General features: G+C 62.7%; 15 protein-coding genes, 1 pseudogene and 2 riboswitches. Of the genes and pseudogenes, 8 read left to right on the top strand and 8 right to left on the bottom strand.

Going from position 1 to position 20,774, the window contains the following annotated elements; all coding sequences use genetic code 11:
* Positions 1 to 94 precede the first annotated feature (94 nt).
* Positions 95 to 922 (top strand): sialate O-acetylesterase, encoded by an 828-nt coding sequence (locus ACPPVP_RS06640; RefSeq protein WP_426532435.1) that lies wholly within the window; start codon positions 95 to 97, stop codon positions 920 to 922.
* Between the two features lie 47 nt (positions 923 to 969).
* Here ACPPVP_RS06640 and ACPPVP_RS06635 read toward each other — a convergent pair whose 3' ends face one another.
* The 5 genes and pseudogenes from ACPPVP_RS06635 to ACPPVP_RS06615 form a co-directional block, all read right to left on the bottom strand.
* The gene (locus ACPPVP_RS06635; RefSeq protein WP_426532433.1) at positions 970 to 2,193 is read right to left on the bottom strand and encodes a glycosyltransferase family 87 protein; all 1,224 of its coding nucleotides are present in this window, start codon (positions 2,191 to 2,193) and stop codon (positions 970 to 972) included.
* 311 nt (positions 2,194 to 2,504) lie between these two features.
* Entirely contained in the window at positions 2,505 to 3,635 is a 1,131-nt protein-coding gene (locus ACPPVP_RS06630) for a ribonucleotide-diphosphate reductase subunit beta (RefSeq protein WP_426532431.1), read from the bottom strand.
* A 26-nt stretch (positions 3,636 to 3,661) separates the two neighbouring features.
* Positions 3,662 to 6,580: a ribonucleoside-diphosphate reductase subunit alpha gene (locus tag ACPPVP_RS06625; protein WP_426532429.1), complete on the bottom strand. Its 2,919-nt coding sequence runs from the start codon at positions 6,578 to 6,580 to the stop codon at positions 3,662 to 3,664.
* Positions 6,581 to 6,695: 115 nt separating this feature from the next.
* Positions 6,696 to 6,912, bottom strand: a riboswitch (cobalamin riboswitch).
* A gap of 146 nt (positions 6,913 to 7,058) precedes the next feature.
* The gene (locus tag ACPPVP_RS06620) at positions 7,059 to 7,592 is read right to left on the bottom strand and encodes a helix-turn-helix domain-containing protein (protein WP_426537701.1); all 534 of its coding nucleotides are present in this window, start codon (positions 7,590 to 7,592) and stop codon (positions 7,059 to 7,061) included.
* A gap of 6 nt (positions 7,593 to 7,598) precedes the next feature.
* Positions 7,599 to 8,464, bottom strand: a pseudogene (locus ACPPVP_RS06615) (ImmA/IrrE family metallo-endopeptidase); the annotation flags it as partial.
* A 149-nt stretch (positions 8,465 to 8,613) separates the two neighbouring features.
* Between ACPPVP_RS06615 and ACPPVP_RS06610 the strand changes: the two are divergent.
* From ACPPVP_RS06610 to ACPPVP_RS06580, 7 genes are all read left to right on the top strand, one after another.
* Positions 8,614 to 9,045: an acyl-CoA thioesterase gene (locus ACPPVP_RS06610; protein WP_426532427.1), complete on the top strand. Its 432-nt coding sequence runs from the start codon at positions 8,614 to 8,616 to the stop codon at positions 9,043 to 9,045.
* On the top strand, positions 9,042 to 10,595 hold the full coding sequence (locus ACPPVP_RS06605) for an MmgE/PrpD family protein (protein ID WP_426532425.1): 1,554 nt from the start codon (positions 9,042 to 9,044) through the stop codon (positions 10,593 to 10,595). The genes ACPPVP_RS06610 and ACPPVP_RS06605 overlap by 4 nt, the downstream gene beginning before the upstream one ends.
* An 11-nt stretch (positions 10,596 to 10,606) precedes the next feature.
* Complete coding sequence (prpC, locus tag ACPPVP_RS06600; protein ID WP_426532423.1) at positions 10,607 to 11,779, top strand: bifunctional 2-methylcitrate synthase/citrate synthase; 1,173 nt, start codon at positions 10,607 to 10,609, stop codon at positions 11,777 to 11,779.
* Positions 11,780 to 11,789: 10 nt separating this feature from the next.
* Entirely contained in the window at positions 11,790 to 12,710 is a 921-nt protein-coding gene (gene prpB / locus ACPPVP_RS06595; RefSeq protein WP_426532422.1) for a methylisocitrate lyase, read from the top strand.
* An 83-nt stretch (positions 12,711 to 12,793) separates the two neighbouring features.
* Positions 12,794 to 12,995: riboswitch (cobalamin riboswitch) on the top strand.
* A 111-nt stretch (positions 12,996 to 13,106) separates the two neighbouring features.
* A complete protein-coding gene (gene metE, locus ACPPVP_RS06590; RefSeq protein WP_426532421.1) occupies positions 13,107 to 15,452 on the top strand; it encodes a 5-methyltetrahydropteroyltriglutamate--homocysteine S-methyltransferase in 2,346 nt (781 codons plus the stop codon).
* A 55-nt stretch (positions 15,453 to 15,507) separates the two neighbouring features.
* Complete coding sequence (locus ACPPVP_RS06585; protein WP_426532419.1) at positions 15,508 to 15,705, top strand: hypothetical protein; 198 nt, start codon at positions 15,508 to 15,510, stop codon at positions 15,703 to 15,705.
* A 7-nt stretch (positions 15,706 to 15,712) separates the two neighbouring features.
* Positions 15,713 to 16,783: a Rieske 2Fe-2S domain-containing protein gene (locus tag ACPPVP_RS06580; RefSeq protein ID WP_426532417.1), complete on the top strand. Its 1,071-nt coding sequence runs from the start codon at positions 15,713 to 15,715 to the stop codon at positions 16,781 to 16,783.
* Here ACPPVP_RS06580 and ACPPVP_RS06575 read toward each other — a convergent pair.
* From ACPPVP_RS06575 to ftsH, 3 genes are all read right to left on the bottom strand, one after another.
* On the bottom strand, positions 16,780 to 17,985 hold the full coding sequence (locus ACPPVP_RS06575) for an ABC transporter substrate-binding protein (protein ID WP_426532415.1): 1,206 nt from the start codon (positions 17,983 to 17,985) through the stop codon (positions 16,780 to 16,782). The genes ACPPVP_RS06580 and ACPPVP_RS06575 overlap by 4 nt on opposite strands.
* A 155-nt stretch (positions 17,986 to 18,140) precedes the next feature.
* Positions 18,141 to 18,662 carry a DUF2867 domain-containing protein gene (locus tag ACPPVP_RS06570; protein WP_426532413.1) on the bottom strand — a complete coding sequence of 174 codons (522 nt, stop codon included), beginning with the start codon at positions 18,660 to 18,662 and terminating at the stop codon, positions 18,141 to 18,143.
* Between the two features lie 83 nt (positions 18,663 to 18,745).
* The gene (ftsH, locus tag ACPPVP_RS06565) at positions 18,746 to 20,668 is read right to left on the bottom strand and encodes an ATP-dependent zinc metalloprotease FtsH (RefSeq protein ID WP_334390747.1); all 1,923 of its coding nucleotides are present in this window, start codon (positions 20,666 to 20,668) and stop codon (positions 18,746 to 18,748) included.
* Between the last annotated feature and the right edge of the window lie 106 nt (positions 20,669 to 20,774).

Genomic DNA, 20,774 nt, shown 5'->3' with positions numbered 1-20,774 from the left:
TTTCCCCCGCGCTACCGAGATGTGGCCGGCCCGAATCGGCGAGCGTCATCCAGGCAGACGAGCCTTGAACACCCGCAACCAAGCTGAGCGCCCCTTGAGAACATTTCCCGCGTTGCGCCTCGTCGCGTTCCTGATGGCAGGCGTGCTGGTCGGCACGATTGGCGGCAGGCTGCTGACGGAGTACGCCCGCCAAGCCGAGCTGGCTCGGCTTCCGCCGCCGCCGGTGCGGGTCGAGCGGCCGTGCGGCCCGGTATCCGGCAAGACGGCCATCATCGTCGTGCACGGCCAGAGCAACGCGGCCAATTATGGAAGCGCCCGACATGCAGCACGCGAAGCCGTCGACAATTTCGATCCCGCGAGCGGCAAATGTTTTGCTGCAGCCGACCCGTTGCTGGGCGCCGACGGCATGGGCGGGAGCTTTGCAACGCACCTCGGCGACATCCTGATCCAGGATGGGCGCTATGACCGCGTGATTTTCGTCCCCCTCGCCCGGGGCGGCGCATCGATCGCCTTCTTGAACAACGAAGCCGCGGAGTTGATCACCAACGGCATCGCGAAGCTGAAGCAGGCGGGCCTGACGCCAACGCATATTCTGTTTCAGCAGGGCGAAACGGACGCGGTATCGACGACGACGGCCGAACAATATGCTTCGCAGTTACATCAGCTCGTGAAGCGATTTCGTGCGGCCGGTTTCAATGCGCCGTTCTATCTGTCGCGTAGCACAAAATGCGACTATGTCGGACCTAACAACATTGCGGCGGTACGCGCCGGTCAACTATCCGCGGTCAATGATGCCCTGAACATCCGACCGGGACCGGATACCGACACGATCGGAAATGAAGGCCGCAGTCCGGACGGCTGTCACATGAACGAGGCCGGCACGCTTGCGAATGCCGTTCTGTGGGCGGCGTTCGTCAAATAGCGAGCGTTGATTTCACGCGCGAAGGCGCCGCCGTCGCCTCGCGCCGTTCACGCCCCTGCCGCGACCAGGCTTGGCGCCGGCTCAGGCCGCCACCACGATCCGGCGCGGCGCAGGATCAGCATCGACACGACCAGCGTGGCGCCAAGGCCGGTCGGAATACCCGTGAACATGTAGCAGACGATGAGAGCGACGACGGCGCCGAGCATCGGAAGCTCGTAGGTGTGAAAACCGGTCTTCAGCCCGATGCGGACCAGGAACGCGATCGGGATCGCCAGCACCATCATGTCGTACATGAAGAGATAGGGCGTGGTCAGCAGCGCACCGGCGGCGAGCGCTGCGGCCTTCAAGGTGTACGGCACGCGGCTTCGCCATATCAGCGCCAGCACCACGGCCACGGAGGCGGTGAGGACCCACTGGAATGCCCAACCAAGCGGCTCGCTGCCGCCGAAGTAACGCACCAGCGAGAAGATGCTTTGCAGCTTCCACCATGGGGCCTTGCCTTCGGTCAGGAACGTCTGCGAAAATTTCGGCATCCAGTGGAAGAACGCCAGCCAGCTCTCGATGCCGAAGGCGAGCCAGGAAGCTGTGGCCAGCACGACAGCCGTGACGGCGGCGCTGATGAACACGCGCCAATGCCCGGCCGCGATCAGCGCGATCGGAAACAGCAGCCCGTATTGCGGCTTGTACGTCAACAGCCCGAGGCAGATGCCTGCCAGCACCGGCCGTACCGGGGTCAGATAGAGCGCACCGCCGATCAGTGCCGCGGTAAGGAAGCCGTTCTGCCCGACCAGCGCATTGATGAAGGCCATCGGAATCGCGAGCGCGAGCAGATAGCCGAAGTCGCGGCCGACGATCGCGCGCATCGCGACAAGAAAGGGCAGAAAGCTGACCACGACCCAGCCGATATAGGCGGCCTGATAGGGAAGCTGCGCCAGCAAGGACGCGACGAACAGGAATGGCGGCGGATAGTGCCAGGCAAAATAGCCGACGAAATCCTGGCCGAGTTTCGCGACCTCGACCTGCTTCTGGATGTCCCAGTCATAGGCCTGCGCCGGAAGGCCATCGAGCACCAGGCGGCCCGCCGCCCAGACGTTGACGAAATCGGTCGGGATGCCGAGGCCGTTCGCATCGTAAACCCACCAGTGCGAGAAATACGCCACCCCGCAAAGGGTCAGGTTCGCAACCGCCAGCACCAGGCAGACCCTGACGAGCCACGGCGGAATCGAAATTTGCTCGCCTGCGGTCTTGAAGGTGGAAAGAGAGGCGGTCATGCGCGGTCCTTGCCTGGGCGCGCCCTGTCCCAAAGCGCACGCCCCTAAAGCAATAGACCGGGCCGAATTGAGGAAATCTTAAGTTTTGGCGCGGCAACGGCAGGATTTTTGCGTCGTCCCTGCGAACGGAGAGAAAGGCGATAACCCACAACTCGTCGCCCCTGCGAACGCAGGGGCCCATACGCCGCGGCCGACGGACTGGGCACACTTCGCAGTAGTAGCAGAGCGTCTGCTACCGTGCCTCATTGATGGATCACGCGGTATGGGTCCCTGCGTTCGCAGGGACGACGATCTACAGGTGCAAGCCACCCCTACTCCCAGCTCAGCGCCCCGCCGTTCTGATATTCGATCACCCGCGTCTCGAAAAAGTTCTTCTCCTTCTTCAGGTCCATCGCCTCCGACATCCAGGGAAATGGATTTTCGGTCTCCTCGAACACCCGCGCCAGCCCGAGCTGCGCGCAACGACGGTTGGCGATGAAGTGCATGTAGCTCTCGCACAACGCCGCATTCAAACCGAGGAAGCCGCGCGGCATGGTGTCCCGCCCGTAGGCCGCTTCCAGTTCGGCCGCGTCACGCACCATGGCGCGGACTTCGTCCTGAAAGGCTTTCGTCCACAGATGCGGATTCTCGATCTTGATCTGGTTGATGACGTCGATGCCGAAGTTCAGATGAATCGATTCATCGCGCAGGATGTACTGGTACTGCTCGGCGATGCCGACCATCTTGTTGCGACGGCCGAGCGAGAGGATCTGGGCAAATCCGGTATAGAACCACATGCCCTCGAAGATGACGTAGAAAGCGACGAGATCGCGCAGGAACGCCTGATCCGCTTCAGGCGCGCCGGTCTTGAAATCGGGATCGTCGAGATGCTGGGTGTGCTTCAGCGCCCACGCCGCCTTGTCGGTGATCGAGGGCACCTCGCGGTACATGTTGAACAGCTCGCCCTCGTCGAGGCCAAGGCTTTCGACGATGTACTGGAAGGTATGGGTATGCACGGCCTCCTCGAAGGACTGCCGCAGCAGGTACTGCCGGCATTCCGGATTGGTCAGGTGGCGGTAGATCGCCAGCACGATGTTGTTGGCGACGAGGCTTTCAGACGCCGCGAAGAAGCCGAGGTTGCGCTTGATGGCGCGCCGCTCATCTTCCGTCAGACCGTCGCGCGATTTCCAGAGCGCGATATCGGCCTGCATCGAGACCTCGGTCGGCATCCAGTGATTGTTGCAGCCGGCGAGGTATTTCTCCCACGCCCATTTGTATTTCAGCGGTAGCAATTGATTGACGTCGGCGCGGCAGTTGATCATCCGCTTGTCGTCCACGGACACGCGTCCGCCGCCTCGATCGATGGTGCCGAGGCCGGTTTGATCGGCCGCGACCACGGTTTGCGCCACCAAGGGAGGCGGCATCCGACGCACGGGAGACGCGGGTTCTGACCAGTCGAGCATTGTCGTTTCCTTCTTTTCTTGTCTGCTTACTGGCAGGCTTCGCATTCGGGATTGTCGATGGAACACGCGATTGCGCCGGACAGGTCAGGCGCCGTGATCGCTGATGGCAAGATGATCGGCGCGCCCGCCGACATCACAGGTGCGGCCGCAACGGCGTTGAGCTTGCCGTCGGTGCCCCGGAGCGTGGATTTTTCGACATGCGTCGCGCTGCGCGACCGCAGGTAATAGGTGGTCTTCAGCCCACGGGTCCAGGCCAGCCGATAGAGCGCATCGAGCTTCTTGCCGCTAGGGTTGGCGATATAGAGGTTGAGCGACTGCGACTGGTCGATCCATTTCTGCCGCCGCGAGGCCGCCTCGATCAGCCAGGCGCTGTCGATCTCGAAAGCGGTGGCATAGAGCGCCTTGAGGTCGTCGGGAATGCGATCGATGGCGCCGACGCTGCCGTCGAAATATTTGAGGTCGTTGACCATCACCTCGTCCCACAGCCCGCGCGCCTTGAGGTCGCGCACCAGAAACTCGTTCACGACCGTAAAGTCGCCCGACATGTTGGATTTGACATAGAGGTTCTGGTAGGCGGGCTCGATCGACTGCGCCACGCCGCAGATATTGGAAATGGTCGCCGTCGGCGCGATCGCCATCACGTTCGAGTTGCGCATGCCGGATGATTTGACGCGCTCGCGCAAACGATCCCAGTCAAGCACCGTGCCGCGGTCCATCGCGAGGCCGCCGCGGGCTTCCGCCAGCAGTTCGATCGAATCGATCGGCAGGATACCCCGACTCCACAGCGAGCCGTCGAACGATGGGTAGCGCCCGCGCTCGGCCGCCAGATCGACCGAGGCCGAGATCGCATAGTAGGAAATCATCTCCATGCTGGTATCGGCAAAGGCCACGGCCGCATCGGATGCCATCGCGATCCGCAACGCCTGCAGCGCGTCCTGGAATCCCATCAGCCCGAGACCGACCGGACGGTGCCGCAGGTTGGAGCGGCGCGCTTCCGGGATGGTGTAGAAGTTGATGTCGATGACGTTGTCGAGCATCCGCATCGCAATGGCCACGCTGCGCTGCAGCCGCGGCTCATCCAGCCGCCCTTCCCGCACATGGTTGAGCAGATTGATCGAGCCGAGATTGCAGACGGCGGTCTCGTCGTCGGAGGTATTGAGCGTGATCTCGGTGCAGAGGTTCGAGGAATGGATCACGCCGGCATGGCGCTGCGGCGAGCGCAGATTGCAGGGATCCTTGAACGTGATCCAGGGGTGCCCGGTCTCGAACAGCATGGTCAGCATCTTGCGCCAGAGATCCGTGGCGCGAACCTGCTTGAACACCCGGATTTCACCGCGCGCCGCCTTTGCCTCATACGCCGCATAGCGCTCGGCAAAGGGCTGGCCGTAGAGGTCGTGCAGGTCGGGCGTCTCGTCCGGCGAGAACAGCGTCCATTCGCCATCGGACTCGACGCGCTGCATGAACAGATCAGGCACCCAGTTCGCGGTGTTCATGTCATGGGTGCGGCGGCGGTCGTCGCCGGTGTTCTTGCGCAGATCCAGAAATTCCTCGATGTCGATATGCCAGGTCTCGAGATAGGCGCAGACCGCACCCTTGCGCTTGCCGCCCTGGTTGACCGCGATCGCGGTGTCGTTCGCCACCTTGAGGAACGGCACCACGCCCTGGCTTTCGCCATTGGTGCCCTTGATGTGGGCGCCGAGCCCGCGCACGCGGGTCCAGTCGTTGCCAAGCCCGCCGGAATATTTCGCCAGCAGCGCGTTGTCCTTGACCGACTTGAAGATGCCGTCGAGATCGTCGGCAACGGTGGTGAGGAAGCAGGACGACAATTGCGGCCGCAGCGTTCCCGAATTGAACAGCGTCGGCGTCGAAGCCATGAAGTCGAACGAGGACAGCAGATCGTAGAACTCGATGGCGCGCGCCTCGCGATCGATCTCGCGTTGTGCAAGGCCCATGGCGACGCGCATGAAGAACGCCTGCGGCAGTTCGATGCGGTTGCCGCGTTCGTGCAGGAAATAGCGGTCGTACAGCGTCTGCAGACCCAGGAACTGAAACGCCAGATCGCGCTCCGGCTTCAGCGCCGCGGCGAGCTTCTTCAGGTCGAAGCGCGCCAGATCGGGATCGAGCAGTTCAGCCTTGATGCCGGTCTTGACATAGGCCGGGAAATATTCGCCGTAGCGTACCGCCATATCGGCCTGCGACGCACTGGTCGGCGCACCAAGCACGAACGACAGCACCTCGGTGCGCAGCTTGTCGAGCAACAGCCGTGCGCTGACATAGGCATAGTTCGGCTCCTGCTCCACCAGCGTGCGCGCGGCCATCACCGAGGCCAGCGCCAGCTCGCTCTCGCCGATGCCGTCGTAGAGATTGCGCTGCGTCTCAGTGAGCACGGCAGCGGCGCTGGCGCCCTCGAGCCCGGCGCAGGCTTCCTCGATGATCAGCGTCAGGCGCGCGATATCGAGCGGGACCTGCGCGCCGCTGGCCAGCGTGACGCGCAGCGACGGCTCGCCCGACGCGTGAAGCGCGTTCGCCGCTTCCTGCCCGGCGCGCTGCCGGGTTCGCTCCTCGCGATACAGCACATAGGCGCGCGCCACCTTGTGGTGCTCGCTGCGCATCAGGGCCAGTTCGACCTGGTCCTGCACGTCCTCAATGTGAAAGGTGCGACCCTCGCTCATCCGGCGCGACAGCGCGCCGACGACCTCAGAGGTCAATTGCTCGACGATTTCGTGCACGCGGCGGGAGGCTGCGGCGGTGTGCCCCTCGACCGCGAGGAACGCCTTGGTCATCGCGACCGAAACCTTGCTGGCGTCGAATTTCGAAACCGTGCCGTTGCGGCGAATCACCTGCATCGGCGGCGCGCTGTCCTGCGAGGCCGGCGATTCCGTACGCAACGCGAGAAAGGGAGCGGCTTTGGCTTCGGGAGAAACGAGTTGAGAAGATTGCGACATCGGCAGACCCCGTAGTGTTGTTGGGACTGGATGTCTTGGGGCGACGCTGCATCGGATGCCCGGCGCAAAGCACCGGCACTATTCTGCGAGCGACCGCCGGACACCCCGCCCGTGGACGTTTTTTGCTGTCGCGGCAGGTCTCCTGGCTCGCAGGTCGGCGTCGTCCCCGGTCTTCCCAATGCGTGGCCGCATCAGTGACGTGAAATCGGGAACAACTCACTGCTTACAGTTGCGGGGGCAGCGCCGGACTCTCGCGCGGTCGCGCGATACACCAGCTTCCCTCTTAGCCACCAGCTGTTGAGGTCTGGCGGACCGTGACATCTACATGTGGTAATATTCGCGGGAGAGTGTCAATGGGCCGTTAAGAGCAATGCCCGCTATTCAAGAAAAAATTATCCGGCCGAGGGATGAAAAGCACGAGAAGCTGATTCTTTCTCCGCCTGAAAGACGTTTTCCCCGCTATCCCGGCCGCGCCGGCTCATGACGTCGCATAGGGCGCGAAGCGGGAACGAGTCTCGTCGATTCGCAAGGCACGGCCCACCGGTGGGAACGCGCGCTGCGGACAATCCGGCCGTTCGCAAACCTTGCAGCCCATGCCTATCGGCGTCGCCAGTGACGGATCGATCTTGAGGCCCTGCGAATAGACGATTCGCTCCGCATGGCGAACATCGCATCCCAGCGCGACCGCAAACGTCTTGGCGGGCGCGCCGTAGCCTCCTCGGCCGTGCGATACCGTGCGGGCAACCCAGAGATAGGTTCGCTCATCGGGCATCCGCGCCAGCTGCGTCAGGATACGCCCGGGATTGGCGAAGGCCTCATACACGTTCCACAGCGGACAGGTGCCACCGACCCGCGAAAAATGGAAATCGGTCGCCGACTGGCGCTTCGATATGTTTCCGGCGCGATCGACACGGATGAAGAAGAACGGCACGCCCCGCGCATTGTGGCGCTGCAACGTGCTCAGCCGGTGACAGATGGTTTCAAAGCCGACGCCGAACCGGTGACTGAGCAACTCAATATCGTAGCGGCACCGCTCCGCTTCGGTCAGGAAGTCGGAATAAGGCAGGATCAGCGCGCCGGCGAAATAGTTCGCAAGCCCGATGCGAGCGAGGCCGCGCGCTTCGTCGCTGGTGAGCTTTGCTTGTCGACGATCGACCGGATCGCCTCGTCCAGTTCCAGAATGGCGATCTGCGTCGCGAGCTGAAACGCCTGCTGGCCCGGATCGAGACTCGGCGACAACCGCAGTGTTCGCGTGCGGCCATCGAACAGGCGCTGCGTTCCCGATCCCAGTTCGTCGATCGCATCGATCAGGACTTTTACGCCATGCCGGCTTTCGAGATACGACGCCAGGCCCGGCGTCATTCGTCCGATCGGCAATTCCAGGCGGCCGGCGATCGCTTCCGCCGCGTCGTCGAGCTCGGCAATGTAGTTGTGCTGCAGATAGAAGAAGTCGCGGACTTCCTCGAACGGCGTGGATGGCAGCACCGCCGCCGTGGCCTGACGGTCCTCGCCGAGCCGCGCGGAGATCGCCGCATATTGCTCGGCGGCACGGCGGTATTTGCGGTTGAGATTGACCAGCGCGCGCCCGACCGCCGGCATGTTCTGCGCAAGTTCACGAAGTTCAGCGACGGCGATCGACTCTCCCAGCGAAGGATCCGCCAGCGCCTCGCGAAGGTCCGAAATCAGGCGCGCCTCGTCGCCCTCGGCGAACGCCTGCACGTCAAGGCCGAATACCGAATTGAGCGCCAGCAGCACCGGCACGGTGAGCGGACGCTGATTGTTTTCCAGCTGGTTGAGGTAGCTCAGGGAAATCCCGAGTTTGCCGGCAAGCGCCGCTTGCGTCAGGCGCTGCTCCTCCCGCAGTCTTTTCAACCGCACGCCCATGAAGGTCTTTTTCATCGCATCACCTTCGCAAACTTTGCAAATCAGTCGGCTTTTCTTCGCAAGACTATGCTTTTTCAGCTATTTCGACGGTGTACGTTTGTAGATATTGCGAAGTCGCGAGGAAATAACAAGTCGTCCGGAGCAGGAAAATGCATTCAGCGGCGCCGCCAGAGCTCCATCCCGACGAAACCCGGTTCGTGGAGATGGTGTTTCCGGAGCAGGCCAATCACTACGGCACACTGTTTGGCGGCCATGCCCTGAGCCTGATGGGCAAGGCGGCATTCGTCTCAGCGACGCGGCACGCGCGGCAGAGCGTCGTTATGGCGACCTCGGACAAGATCGAATTTCACGAGCCCGTCCATGTCGGCGAACTCGTCGAGCTGGTGGCCCAGGTCGTGCGCGTCGGCCGCAGCTCCATGACGGTTGCCGTCGACATGATCCGCGAAGACCTGATCAGCGGCAAACGAAAATCCGCGGTACGTGGAACGTTCGAGATGGTCGCGGTGAATGAATTCGGCCGCCCGGTCCCGATCACGCAACCAACCATCACCGATCCAATTCAGAAGGAAGCTGCGTCTTGAAACAGCATAGCGTTCGTACGTTCAAATCGGCCGATCATCTGCCGCGCGCCGACCAACTGGCCTGGAAGATCGCCGAGGTGGCCGCCGACACGGTCGCGGTCGAGAGCGACGTGGTGGAGATGCTGGGCAACCGCATCATCGACAACGCCGCCGTTGCCGCAGCCTCGGTGGCGCGGCGTCCCGTTGTCAGCGCGCGAGCGCAAGCCGAGGCGCATCCCTTTCAGCCGGGATCAACCGTGTTCGGGCTGACGCGATCGCAGCGGATTTCGCCGGAGTGGGCCGCCTGGGTCAACGGGGTCGCCGTTCGCGAGCTCGATTTCCACGACACGTTCCTGGCGGCGGACTATTCGCATCCCGGCGACAACATTCCGCCGGTGCTGGCCGTCGCCCAGCACTGCGGACTGGCGGGCGCGGACCTCGTCCGCGGACTGGCTGCGGCTTACGAAATCCAGGTCGATCTTGTGAAGGGTATCTGCCTGCACGAGCACAAGATCGATCATATCGCCCATCTCGGCCCGTCCGCCGCCGCCGGCATCGGCGCGCTGCTCGGTCTGCCCACTGAGATGATCTATCAGGCCGTCCAGCAGGCGCTGCACGTCACCACGACCACGCGGCAATCGCGCAAGGGCGAGATATCGAGCTGGAAGGCCTATGCGCCGGCCTTCGCCGGCAAGATGGCGATCGAATCCGTCGACCGCGTGATGCGCGGCGAAGGCGCGCCGTCACCCGCCTATGAGGGTGAGGACGGTTTTATCGCCTGGCTGCTCGGCGGCCCCAAGGCGGAATACACCGTGCCATTACCCGAGAAGGGCGAAGCCAAGCGCGCCATTCTCGACACCTACACCAAGGAGCACTCGGCCGAATATCAGAGCCAGGCCCTGATCGACCTCGCGCGCCGGCTGGGACCGAAGATCGGCGACCTTTCGAAGATCGATAGCATCGTCATCCACACCAGCCACCACACCCACTACGTGATCGGCACCGGCGCCAACGATCCGCAAAAGATGGACGCGAAGGCGAGCCGCGAAACGCTCGACCATTCGATCATGTATATCTTCGCGGTCGCGCTGGAAGACGGCGGCTGGCATCACGAGAAATCCTATTCGCCGGAGCGCGCGGGCCGCGAGACCACGATCGCGCTGTGGCGAAAAATCTCGACGGTCGAAGACCCCGCATGGACCGCCCGCTACCACAGCCACGATCCGAAGGAAAAAGCGTTCGGCGGACGTGTCGTCGTGAAGCTGAAGGGCGGCTCCGTCATCAGCGACGAGATCGCCTTGGCCGATGCACATCCGCTCGGCGCCGGGCCGTTCAAGCGGACAGACTACGTCCGGAAATTCCGCAATTTGGCGGAAGGCGTGATCACCGCGACTGAGCAGGATCGCTTCATCGCAACGGTGGAAAGGCTGGTGTCGCTGAAGGCGGGCGAACTGACCGACCTCACCTTCACGGTCGATCCGAAATTGCTCGGCAGCACATCGACGCACGGAATCTTCGACTGGCGCAACGCCGCCCAGACAGCGGCCCAGCGCGCCGCCGGCAATCGATAGGGGCAATTGAAATGACGGACATCAAGCCTGCGCCCAAGAAGTCAGTCGCGCTTTCCGGCGTGATCGCCGGCGACACCGCGCTGTGCACGGTCGGCCGCACCGGAAACGACCTGCACTATCGCGGCTACGACATTCTCGATGTCGCCGAGACCTGCGAGTTCGAGGAGATCGCGTATCTCTTGGTGCACGGCAGCCTGCCCACGCTGTCGGAACTGCGAAACTACAAGGCAAAGCTGAAGGCGCTGCGGGGGCTACCGCTCGCGGTGCTGCAGACGCTGGAATTGCTGCCCGCTGCCGCGCACCCGATGGATGTCCTGAGAAGTGGCGTCTCCGCGCTCGGCTGCATCCTTCCCGAGGCTCATGATCACAACCAGCCCGGCGCCCGCGACATTGCCGACCGGCTGATGGCCTCGCTCGGATCCATGCTGCTGTACTGGCACCATTATGCCCATCACGGCCGCCGGATCGACGTCGAAACCGACGACGATTCGATCGGTTCGCATTTCCTGCATCTGCTCCACGGCAGGAAGCCCTCACCATCGCACGAGCGCGCGATGCACACATCCCTGATCCTCTACGCCGAGCACGAATACAACGCCTCGACGTTCACCGCGCGCTCGATCGCGGGCACCGGCTCGGATCTCTATTCCGCGGTCACCGGCGCGATCGGTGCTCTGCGCGGGCCGAAGCATGGCGGCGCCAACGAGATCGCCTTCGAAGTGCAGAAGCGCTACGGCGATACGGACGAAGCGGAAGCCGATATCCGCCGCAGGGTCGCGGCCAAGGAGGTCGTGATCGGCTTCGGCCATCCGGTCTATACGATAGCCGACCCGCGCAACAAGGTGATCAAGGAAGTCGCGCGCCGCCTCAGCATCGAAAGCGAAAGCACCCGGATGTTCGAAATCGCCGACCGGATCGAAACGGTGATGGCCGATGCCAAGAAGATGTTCGCCAATCTCGACTGGTTCAGCGCGGTCTCCTACCATGCGATGGGGGTGCCGACCGCGATGTTCACGCCGCTGTTCGTGATATCGAGAACATCAGGATGGGCTGCGCATGTGATGGAACAACGCATCAACAACAAGATCATCCGTCCGGCCGCGAATTATATCGGCCCGGAGAACCTGAAGTTCGTGCCGCTGCATGAGCGCGGCAAAGCGACAATCGCCCCGCGCGCCGCGTAAGGAGACAAGCATGGCATATCTCGTGGGAGCCGACATAGAAGACAAGCCGGCCGGGGCGCGCTTCCGCGACCACCTGGACAGGCCGGGCATTCTCCAGATGCCGGGTACGCATAACGGAATGGCCGCGCTGCAGGCCCGAGACGCCGGTTTTTCCGCGCTCTATCTGTCCGGCGCGGCGGTGACGGCTTCGATGGGCCTGCCGGATCTCGGCATCATCACGATCGAGGAAGTCGCCTTCTTCATCCGCCAGGTGGCGCGCGCCAGCGGCCTGCCTGTGCTGGTGGATGGCGACACCGGCTATGGCGAAGCGCTCAACGTCATGAACATGGTGCGCACCTTCGAGGACGCCGGCGCCGCGGCCGTTCACATCGAGGACCAGCTGCTTCCAAAAAAATGCGGCCATCTCAACGACAAGAAGCTCGCGGATGCGCACGACATGGCGGCCAAGGTCGCCGCCGCCGCCAGGGCGCGGCGTCATCTCTATCTGATCGCGCGAACCGATGCTGCGGCCAGCGAAGGCATGGACGGCGCGGTAGCGCGCGCCAAACTTTATCTGGAGGCAGGAGCGGACGCGATCTTCCCGGAAGCGATGATTTCGCGCGAGATGTTCGAGGAATTCGCCAGGCGCGTTCGCGGCGTTCCGCTGCTGGCAAACATGACCGAGTTCGGCAAGACGCCGTTCTTCACCGCGTCCGAGTTCGAGGCGATGGGTTATCGCATGGTGATCTGGCCGGTGTCGTCGCTCCGCGTCGCCAATAAGGCTCAGCAACATCTGTTCGCGGCGCTCAAGCGCGACGGCGGCACCCACACGATGCTGGACCAGATGCAGACGCGCGCCGAATTGTACGCAACGATCGGGCTGCACGAATACGAGGCGCTCGACGCTTCCATCGTCAAGACCATCGTCCCCGAAGGCATGCCGCAGGCCTGATTGCTTCGCTGGCCCAACGTCGCTCATCCGGATTGATGGGTAGCTGCCCATCGGGGCCCGTATTGACTGGGATTGCCGTTGACCTTAACTGAAGCTGTCGTGGTTCTTCGGGCTCGTTCGGCCCGAAGCTAAGAGGGAAGCCGGTGGAAAGCCGGAGCTGCCCCCGCAACTGTAAGCGGCGAGCTGCTGTCCAACAAAGTCACTGAGACCACGATTGGTTTCGGGAAGGCCGGACAGCAGCATTGACCCGTGAGCCAGGAGACCTGCCTCGACAACATACACGTCCACGGGCGGGGTGTCCCGGTGGTGCGGTTGCGATTCCGCGCGCGCTTCCTGCCGTACGCGGAATCCAGACGTGTCACTTCGGCCTTTGCCCCCAACTTTTGGGGTTAAGCCATGTCTACTTCTTCACTTCCTGTTGCAACGCTCGGAACGCCGCGGATCGGACCCCGCCGCGAACTCAAAATAGCGCTGGAAAGCTTTTGGTCTGGCAAATCCAGCGAACAGGCATTGCGCGACACGGCCATTGGCCTTCGAGCCGCAAACTGGGCGCGTCAAAAGTCGCTTGGCGTCACGGTCATCCCGTCCAACGACTTTTCAATGTACGACCAGGTACTCGACACCAGCGTGATGGTCGGCGCAATACCGGAAGTATATGGCTGGAAAGGTGGCGAGGTCTCGCTTTCCACCTATTTCGCGATGGCGCGCGGCACAGAAGGCACCGGCCATGACGAAAGCTGCGGGCATGCCCATCATGAACACGGGTCGTCGCATGGCGCGCCCGCACAGGAAATGACCAAGTGGTTCGACACCAACTATCACTATATGGTGCCGGAATTCCGCAAAGGGCAAACCTTCAAGCTCTCTTCGCGCAAGCCTATTGAAGAATATGAGGAAGCGAAGAGCCTCGGCTATCAGACGCGCCCGGTTCTGGTCGGTCCGGTCACCTTCCTGAAGCTTGGCAAGAGCTCCGATCCGACGCTCGATCCGCTGTCGCTGCTCGACGCGTTGTTGCCGGTTTATATCGAGGTTCTGCAAGAGCTCGCGAAAAGCGGCGCCGAATGGGTGCAGCTAGATGAACCCTGTTTGGTTCTCGATCTGAACGATACTGCGCGGCAAGCGCTGCAGCGCACCTACGCGGCGTTTGCAAAGGCGTTGCCCTCGCTCAAAATCATGCTGACGACGTATTTTGGCGGGCTCGGCGACAATCTGGAAACCGCATTGGCGCTTCCTGTTGCCGGCCTCCACATCGACCTCATTCGCGCGCCGGACCAACTGAACGACGTCATCTTCCGTGCACCGAAGAATCTGATTGTCTCGCTCGGGGCCATCGATGGCCGCAACGTCTGGCGGGCGAACCTCGCTGCCTCGATTGAACGGCTCAAGCCGGCAATCGCCGAACTGGGCGCCAGCCGGGTCCAGATCGCGCCGTCATGCTCGCTGCTCCACGTTCCGATTGATCTCGAACTGGAAGCCGATCTCGATCCTGACCTGAAAAGCTGGCTTGCATTCTCTGTGCAGAAGATCAGCGAACTCGCCGTGCTCGGCCAGGCGCTCGCCGGCAACAGCGAAAAGGTCGCTGACGCGCTGGCAGCGTCGGCAACCGCAGCCATCGCCCGCGAGACATCGCCAAAGATTCACAGTACGAGCGTTGCCCGGCGCATGGCCGCAATCGACGAAACGATGCGCCGACGTAACAGCATATTCACCAAGCGGGCCGGCGTGCAGCGATCGCGGTTCGCTCTGCCCGCATTCCCCACCACGACGATCGGCTCATTCCCCCAAACCGCCGAGGTTCGCAATGCGCGGGCGGCGCACGGCAAGGGCACGATGAGCGACGCGCAATACGAGCAATTCCTGAAGGAAGAGACGGCGCACGCCGTTCGCTGGCAGGAGGAAATCGGTCTCGACGTGCTTGTGCACGGCGAGTTCGAACGCAACGATATGGTGCAGTATTTCGGTGAGCAGCTGTCAGGCTTCACCTTCACCAAGCACGGTTGGGTGCAGTCCTATGGTTCACGTTACGTCAGGCCACCGATCCTGTTCGGGGACGTCTCTCGTCCCGAGCCAATGACGGTCGAGTGGTGGCGTTACGCCCAGTCCCTGACAAAGAAGCCGATGAAGGCTATGCTCACCGGACCGGTGACCATTTTGAACTGGTCGTTTGTGCGCAACGATATCCCACGCAGCCAGACCTGCCGGCAGATCGCCCTCGCGATCAGGGACGAAGTCATCGACCTCGAAAGGGCCGGAGCGAAAATGATCCAGATCGACGAGGCGGCCTTGCGTGAAGGCCTGCCGCTACGGAAGTCGCAATGGAAAACCTATCTCGACTGGGCCGTCGAGAGCTTCCGCATCTGCTCGAGCGGAGTGGCCGACGAAACCCAGATCCACACCCATATGTGCTACTCTGAGTTCAACGACATCATCGACGCGATCGGCGCCATGGATGCGGACGTGATTTCGATCGAAACGTCGCGCTCCAAGATGGAATTGCTGGACGCCTTCAAGACCTACAAATACCCCAACGAGATCGGGCCCGGTGTCTATGACATCCATTCGCCGCGCGTTCCCGAGGTCAGCGAGATGGCGGAGCTTCTCTCGCTGGCGCGACAACGGCTGACAGATGCGCAACTCTGGATCAATCCGGATTGCGGGCTGAAAACCCGTAAATGGGAAGAGGTCCGCCCGGCTCTCGTCAACATGGTCGCCGCGGCGCGCGAAATGAGGGCCGCATCCTAAGCAAATCCGGAGTGCGCGGCTTTGCCGCGCGCTCCGCCTTGCATCGAGGTCGAACATGCGCTTCTGGATCGAATGTACGAGGTGGGAGACAGGGCAGCCCACGCACATCAATATCGCACTGGTTGGCAGCATGTGGCGCGACGGCGAGCGAACGGTGCTTGCCTTCGTCGGCGGCGATGCCCAGCGCATCGAAGTCACCGAGACGCCCGAAAAGATCATGGCCCTTCATCTTGGCCCGCTGGCAAAGGCATGACGACGCGATGACGGTGAGGCCCGATAACGCATGGTCGGAAGCATCGCTCGATCTTCGCAAGGTCGGCGCGCATCCGGATCACTGGTACCCGGTGGCATGGTCGCGCGAAGTGAAGCCGGGTCGGACATATGCCGCACGGTTTGCGGGCGAGCCGATCGCGCTGGTGCGGCCCAAGGGCGGCGAGGTCTTCGCGCTGGAAGACCGCTGCACACACCGGCAGGTGCCGTTATCGAACGGCGCGGTCGACGGCTGCACCATCCGCTGCTGCTATCATGGCTGGCGCTACGACGCATCCGGCGCTTGCGTCGATGTTCCCTATCTCGGCAAGGGCAAGCTGCCCAACGGTGTCCGCCGCTATCCCTGTTTCGAGCGCGACGGGCTGATCTTCGTGTGGCCGGGCACGTCCCCTGCCGCAGCCCCGCCAGCGCGGATCGGCGCGGCGGCTGACGCGGCCTACAGGACGCGGCTATTCGGCAAGCACGTCGCCTGCCACTATACATTCATGCACGAGAACCTGATGGACATGAACCACCAGTTCCTGCATCGCCGCACCACCGGCAAGGTCGTGCCGCGTTATCTTGGCAGCCGGGCTGGCGAGCGCTGGATGGAAGTCGATTACAGCTTCGCGCGGCCCGGCGAGAAGCCGCCGATCGGCGAGGCCGTCATCGTCGGCAGCTTGCGCGGCCGGGCGCAGGCGGCACGCGATCTCATGACGGTTCGCACCGAGTATCCATTTCAGAGCTTGCGGATGTGGACGCGCGGGGACGAGCCCGTGCTCAGCGTATGGCTGGGCTACACGCCCGTCGACGCAGCCCAGCGCTGTAACCGGACCTTCGTTGTGCTGTCGGTGCGCAGGCCCCGAATTCCCGGTCTGCTCGACCTGGCCTGGCCGGTGCTGGCCTGGTTTACCAACCGGGTCTTCGCGGAGGATTGCGAGATCGTCGAGATGGAACAGGCCGCTCATGACGCGCAAGGCGCCGACTGGAATCAGGAAGTGTTTCCGCCGATCCGCGCGCTGCGAAAACTGTTGCGCGAATGCGGCGAGCCGCTTGCCGCCCCGCGGGCAATTCTCCTCTAGTTCCCTGTCAGCAACTCGCCAAAACGCTCCCACGTCTTGCCGTTGAAGCGCATGAACTGCATCTGGTCGACCGGCACGTGGTCGGCGGGCCCGGTATTGACCTTGATGCCGGGCAATAGCATCGGCAGTTCAAGGTCCTTGATCGAATAGGCCTGCTTCAAAATGTTCTCGGTCGACAGGTCGTTACCGCAGGCCTTCAGCACGGCCTCCAGCGCCATCGCGCTGTTATAGGCGTTGACGTAGTTGGTGTCGTGCAGGTCGCCGTCGGGAACGTATTTGGTCATGAATTCCCGCCAGCCCTTGACGCCGGGATCATCCTTCCAGGCGGGATCGTCGGGATCCTTGACATAGGCGGTGGAGAGAATTCCGGTTCCGGCCTCAACGCCCGCTGGCTCCATCACGGTCGAAATCCACACCGCAACGTTGGAGAGGAACGTCATCGGCCGCCAGCCGATCTCGAACGCCTTGCGGATCGATTGCGCGGCGAACTTTGGCGTCGCTGCGATCACGAACACATCCGCGCCGGACGCTTTGAGCTTCACGATCTGGGAGTCGATGGTCGGATCGGAAATTTCGTAGGTCGCCCCCGTCACGACCGAATCATATTTGTCGCCGAGCACGTCCTTCAGCCCCGCTAGATAATCGCGGCCAAAATCGTCGTTCTGTGAAATCACCGCGAATTTGGCGCTCGGGTTTTTGGAAAGCGCGTAGCGCGCATAGAGCCGCGCCTCGTAGCGGAACGGCGCCTGCACGCCGACGGTGGCCTGCGGAAATTGCGCGATGTCGGCGAATTTCGAGGCGCCGGAGGCCAGGAACAGTTGCGGGATGTTCTTGCTCTGCAGATATTTCGCGATCGCGGTGTTATGGGCGGTGCCGATCGAGGAGAAGATCAGCGCGACCTCGTCGCTCTCGACCAGCCGCCGCGTCTGTTCCACCGTCTTCGGCGGCGCGTAGCTGTCGTCGAGCGAGATCAGGTTGATCTTGCGGCCATTGATGCCACCGCGCTCATTGACCATCTTGAAATAGCCGACCTCGCCCTTGCCGAGCGCGCCGAACGCCGACACCGGCCCGCTATAGGGCATGGTCTGGCCAATCTTGATTTCGGTCGTGGTGACGCCGCGCATTTCGGCCGACATCGCGGCGGCAGGCAGCATCAGACAAGCGACGGCGCCCAGCGCGCCAACCCCCGTGACGAAACGCATCGGCTTCCCTCCCCCTGTGTCGTCAGCCGCGCCCAAGGGCGCGCGGAGCGGCCGGTATTTTGTTCCGGCGGGTGAAACATGCCATGACGCCCCGACGGACGCCAACCCTAATCATGGAGGTTCGGAGGCAAGAGATCAGCGGCTTCGACCGCTGCTCATAGCCGCTTCGCCACCACCGCATTGGCCAGCAGCGACTGAACGCCCTTCCGGTGGAACGGCACGATAAAGAACAGATAGATTTTGCCGGCAGGGTTATGCACCGAGCAGATCGTCGAGACGACGACGCTCTCCGCATTGCCATCCACCAGCCGGAGCACCGAGAGCCTGAAGTCGAGATGCTTGTTGTTACGGCCCGCGACGATCTCATTATCGCCAATGAAGAAAATTGGCCACGGACCGATCTTGTCGCCAACGCTGTAGCTCGTGCGCATCGCAGGTTTGAGAATTTCGGCGACAGTGGGCGCTTCCAGCCCAAAGCACCTGGCAATTACGTTGCGTGTGATCAACAGCGCTTTCATCCAGCGCGGCGTATGGCCGAACAGCGCAAAGAAGATTTCGACGATTGTCAGTCCCCGACGCGCCAGCGGCACGCGGTATGAATCGTGAAAATAGGCTTTGCTGATCGCGTCCCTGCCGAGCGCGCTCGCAGGCGGAAGTTCGCATTCGACTACGTGCATGCCGAACTCCTTTAGAACCGAGCAACCAAAAAGAACGGGCGCATGATGCGCCCGTTCCTAACTCAGTCCGATAACAACCCGGCTCACGCCTGCGGCTGCGGCTCCAGGCCGGGGTCCGGATCGGGACGCGGGCGCGGCTTGCCGGCGGGCGGCACGGCGGAGGCACGCGGCGTGCTCGGCTCCAGCACCGACTCGCGGTTGGGCTTCTTGCCGTTGAGCAGGTCCTGAATCTCGTCGCCGCTCAGCGTCTCGAACTCGAGCAGGCCCTTCGCCAGCGTTTCGAGGTCCTGGCGCTTCTCGGTGAGGATTCGCGTGGCTTCGTTGTAGCCCTCTTCGACAAAGCGCCGGATCTCGGTGTCGATCTTCTGAACCGTGGCTTCCGACGCGTTCTGGGTGCGGGATACCGACATGCCCAGGAACACCTCGTCCTGGTTTTCGCCATAGGACACGGTGCCAAGGGCTTCGGACAGACCCCAGCGCGTTACCATCATGCGCGCCAGGCGCGTTGCTTGCTCGATATCGGAAGAGGCGCCGGAGGTAACCTTCTCCTTGCCGAAGACCAGTTCTTCCGCAACACGGCCGCCCATCATGATCGCCAGCCGCGACGTCATCTGCTCGAGCGACATCGACAGCTTGTCGCGCTCGGGCAGCTGCATCACCATGCCGAGCGCACGACCGCGCGGAATGATCGTGGCCTTGTGGATCGGATCGGTCGCGACGACGTTGAGGCCGACGATGGCGTGACCGCCCTCGTGATAGGCCGTCAGCAGCTTCTCTTCCTCGGTCATGACCAGCGACTTGCGCTCGGCACCCATCATCACCTTGTCTTTGGCTTCCTCGAACTCGGCCTGGGTCACCATCCGCTTGTTGCGGCGGGCGGCGGTCAAGGCGGCCTCGTTGACGAGGTTCATCAGGTCGGCGCCGGAGAAGCCCGGGGTGCCGCGCGCGATGGTCTTGAGGTTGATATCCGGTGCCAGCGGCACCTTGCGAACGTGAACCTTGAGGATCTGCTCGCGGCCGACGACATCCGGGTTCGGCACCACGACCTGGCGATCGAAGCGGCCGGGACGCAGCAGCGCGGGATCGAGCACGTCGGGACGGTTGGTCGCCGCGATCAGGATCACGCCTTCATTGGCCTCGAAGCCGTCCATCTCGACCAGCAACTGGTTGAGCGTCTGTTCGCGCTCGTCATTGCCGCCGCCCAAACCTGCGCCGCGATGACGGCCGACCGCATCGATTTCGTCGATGAAGATGATGCAGGGCGCGTTCTTCTTGGCCTGCTCGAACATGTCGCGCACACGGCTTGCACCGACGCCGACGAACATTTCGACGAAGTCCGAACCCGAGATGGTGAAGAACGGCACGTTGGCTTCGCCCGCGACCGCACGCGCGATCAGGGTCTTGCCGGTGCCGGGCGGACCGACCAGCAGCACGCCGCGCGGAATCCGTCCACCGAGGCGCTGGAATTTGCCGGGATCGCGCAGGAACTCGACGATCTCCTGCAGGTCCTGCTTGGCCTCGTCGACGCCAGCGACGTCCTCGAAGGTGACACGGCCATGGGCCTCCGTCAGCATCTTGGCGCGCGACTTGCCGAAGCCCATCGCCTTGCCGGCGCCGCCCTGCATCTGGCGCGACAGGAAGATCCACACGCCGATCAGCGCGATGAAGGGCAGCCAGGAGACGAGCAGCGAGACGAACCACGGCACGTTGTCGCCGGGTGGCTTCGCGGTGATCGAGACCTTGCCATCATACAGACGCTTCACCAGCGTCGGATCGTTCGGCGCATAGGTCTGGAACGAGGAGCCGTTGGTGAAGGTGCCGTGGATGTCCGGCCCCTGGATTACGACGTCGCGAACGCGGTTCTGGTCGACCTCGCTCAACAGCTGCGAAAACGAGATGTCCTGCGAAGACGTGCGCTGACCCGGATTCTGGAAGAGCGTGAACAATGCCAATAGCAACAAGACAATGATGACCCAGAGGGCGAAGTTGCGCAGATTGGCGTTCATTGATCTTCCTTCGTGGTCGCGCGGATCGCGGCCCTATGTCCTTGGCAGTAACCCTAGAATATTTCCTGGGTAGTGTGGCGAGAATCCCCGGTCCACTGCACCCCAA

Source organism: Bradyrhizobium sp. McL0615 (genome assembly GCF_049993905.1).
In the GTDB taxonomy this organism is placed as follows: domain Bacteria; phylum Pseudomonadota; class Alphaproteobacteria; order Rhizobiales; family Xanthobacteraceae; genus Bradyrhizobium.
Note: the sequence above shows the minus strand (reverse complement) of the source record. Positions and strands in the feature narration are given on the sequence as shown.

Bases quoted from the DNA above. Each gene is read 5' to 3' on its own strand.
- ACPPVP_RS06580 (WP_426532417.1), top strand. From the start codon at position 15,713: ATGACGGTGAGGCCCGATAACGCATGGTCGGAAGCATCGCTCGATCTT.
- ACPPVP_RS06625 (WP_426532429.1), bottom strand. From the start codon at position 6,580: ATGTCGCAATCTTCTCAACTCGTTTCTCCCGAAGCCAAAGCCGCTCCC.
- ACPPVP_RS06630 (WP_426532431.1), bottom strand. From the start codon at position 3,635: ATGCTCGACTGGTCAGAACCCGCGTCTCCCGTGCGTCGGATGCCGCCT.
- ACPPVP_RS06610 (WP_426532427.1), top strand. From the start codon at position 8,614: ATGCATTCAGCGGCGCCGCCAGAGCTCCATCCCGACGAAACCCGGTTC.
- ACPPVP_RS06585 (WP_426532419.1), top strand. From the start codon at position 15,508: ATGCGCTTCTGGATCGAATGTACGAGGTGGGAGACAGGGCAGCCCACG.
- ACPPVP_RS06575 (WP_426532415.1), bottom strand. From the start codon at position 17,985: ATGCGTTTCGTCACGGGGGTTGGCGCGCTGGGCGCCGTCGCTTGTCTG.
- ACPPVP_RS06635 (WP_426532433.1), bottom strand. From the start codon at position 2,193: ATGACCGCCTCTCTTTCCACCTTCAAGACCGCAGGCGAGCAAATTTCG.
- metE (WP_426532421.1), top strand. From the start codon at position 13,107: ATGTCTACTTCTTCACTTCCTGTTGCAACGCTCGGAACGCCGCGGATC.
- ACPPVP_RS06570 (WP_426532413.1), bottom strand. From the start codon at position 18,662: ATGCACGTAGTCGAATGCGAACTTCCGCCTGCGAGCGCGCTCGGCAGG.
- prpC (WP_426532423.1), top strand. From the start codon at position 10,607: ATGACGGACATCAAGCCTGCGCCCAAGAAGTCAGTCGCGCTTTCCGGC.
- ftsH (WP_334390747.1), bottom strand. From the start codon at position 20,668: ATGAACGCCAATCTGCGCAACTTCGCCCTCTGGGTCATCATTGTCTTG.
- prpB (WP_426532422.1), top strand. From the start codon at position 11,790: ATGGCATATCTCGTGGGAGCCGACATAGAAGACAAGCCGGCCGGGGCG.